Origin of the sequence: Dietzia maris, from assembly GCF_014144855.1 — a bacterium.
GTDB classification, from domain to species: Bacteria; Actinomycetota; Actinomycetes; order Mycobacteriales; family Mycobacteriaceae; genus Dietzia; species Dietzia kunjamensis.
Genome location: NZ_JAALDN010000167.1, coordinates 1 through 2,112, shown reverse-complemented (window position 1 = coordinate 2,112; position 2,112 = coordinate 1). Strand labels below are relative to the sequence as shown.

The window sequence follows — 2,112 nt, the reverse complement described above, 5'->3', positions numbered from 1 at the left end:
GTCGAGCGCGGGCAGGCCGGCGGCGGCCGCGGGTTCCACCTCGACCGGGGCGGGCGCCGACCAGCGCGCCAGGGCCGACACAATCGACGCCTCGTCCACCACGAGGTCGTCCAGCAGATCCGGCCGGGAGGGCCCGCGACCGAGCAGTTCGAGCGACACCGTCATGGCCTCAGGTCTACACCCCCCGCGATGACCCCAGGGCCACACCCCGCACGTTGCTACGCTCTCCCCGATGGGTACCGACGACTCCCCCGTGCCCGGGTACGCGGCCGACTACACCCCCGCGCCGGACGACGCCCCGGACGCCTCTCACCTCACGCCTGAGGAGAAGCGCGGGCCGCGCACCGTCCACGTGGCACTGGGCCTGCTGGCCGCGTTGCTCGTTGCCGCCGTGGCCACGAACCCCGCGTCGGTGCTGCCCCGGGACTCGACCCTGTCCGGCACCTACTACGTCGACGAGGGCTCCGGGCTCGAGCTGCAGGTGCCGGTCGGCTGGCGTGTGATCGACGACCCGGAGTTCGGCAGTGTGCAGCTGAGGCCGGTCGGCACCGGCCGGGCCCTGGACACCCGCATCCTCGCCGGTCCGCTGGACGCCGGGATCGCCGCCGCCGCGATCACCGATGACCAGGGGGCCGCGACCGCGCTCGCGGAGACCATCCAGTTGTACGTCCTGGGCGTGTCCGGGACCCGTGACGAACAACGGGTGGTCCCCGTGGACAACGAGGCGGGCACGGGCGCCGCGATCTCCTACGTGGTGGTCCCGGACGGCATCCCCGACCAGGACTCCGGCGGGTTGGTGTACACCGCCGTATTCGGTTCCGAGGACAGCCGGTGGTGGGTGGCGTACGTGACCACCGCGCAGCAGTCCGCTCCCGGCGTCCGGTGGATGGACCGGATCGTCGACCACGTCCGGCTCCCCGAGTGACCGGGGGGAGGTGAGCGGGTCGATGCCACCGGCCTCCGGCGCGGGACGGGTCCGCGCAGCCCTCTCGCCCCGCGAGGCGTTCGCCCGGTACGCGGCTCGGTTCGACCCGGTGACCGACCCCCGTGTCCGCCGGCTACTGGTGGCCGAGCTCGTCGTCGTCCTGGCCGTCACCTTCGGCCTGTCCGGCGCCTACGCCGTCCTCGACCTGGTCTCCGCGCTTCTCGCACCCGCGGACCTCGGGGAGCAGACCGCCGCCCTCAACGTCTCACGCTCGGAGCACTCGTGGCTCGACCTGGCCTACCAGGCGCTCGGGGTCCTGCGACTGCTGGCGTGGGCGCTGCTGCCGCTGGTGTTGCTCGCCCATTCCGGGCTCGGCGCGCGGGCCGTCGGGCTCGTGCGCGACCGTCCGGGCCGTCAGATCGCGTGGGGGCTCGCGCTGACCGCTGTCATCGGCGTCCCCGGGCTGGCGTTGTACCTCGGCGCGGTCGCCGCGGGCGTCAATCTGCAGGTGTCGGCATCGGGTCTGGGCGAGACGTGGTGGCGGCCCGTCGTGCTGGTGCTGTCCGCTGCCGGCAACGGCGCCGCCGAGGAGATCCTCGTGGTGGGGTACCTGCTCATCCGGCTGCGCCAGCTGGGGGTGCCGCCCGCACTGGCCCTGGCGGCCAGCGCCCTGCTGCGCGGGTCGTACCACCTCTACCAGGGGTTCGGCGGCGGGCTCGGGAACCTGGCGATGGGTGTGGTGTTCGCGTTGTGGTGGATGCGGACCCGCCGGCTGTGGCCGCTCGTGCTGGCGCACACGCTGCTCGACGTGGTCGCGTTCCTCGGCTACGCGCTGCTCGCCCCGCACCTGTCGTGGCTGTGACCGCCCGACTCGTCGCTGTGACCGCCCGGCCACCGCTCCGCGCCCCGTACCGCTTCAGGTTGCGCGTCCCGATTGGTCCATTCGGGCAGCGCACCTGGCCGAATTGCGGACATAGGGGCAGCGCACCCCGGCACAGCGGGGCGGCCCACGCGGTTGTGACGCGTGTCCCGCCGGGGCCGTGGGACCCGCCGACCGCGGCACCGGCCAAGTAGAGTCCGATCCCATGACCGACGACTCCAGGCGCCGGCACCTCACCCCGGAGGAGGCCGCCGAGCTCCGGCGACGCGCGCGCGAACGCCGTGGCTACGCCGACCCCGGCGCGCCG

The 2,112-nt window shown here is 74.0% G+C and carries 2 protein-coding genes; both read left to right on the top strand.

The annotated features are described in order from the left end of the window. Positions 1–232: 232 nt before the first annotated feature. Positions 233–925, top strand: a complete 693-nt coding sequence (locus tag G6024_RS06190; protein ID WP_069389642.1) for an APA family fibronectin-binding glycoprotein — start codon at positions 233–235, stop codon at positions 923–925. Between the two features lie 22 nt (positions 926–947). Beyond that, the gene (locus tag G6024_RS06185; RefSeq protein ID WP_069389643.1) at positions 948–1,787 is read left to right on the top strand and encodes a CPBP family intramembrane glutamic endopeptidase; all 840 of its coding nucleotides are present in this window, start codon (positions 948–950) and stop codon (positions 1,785–1,787) included. Positions 1,788–2,112: the final 325 nt, after the last annotated feature.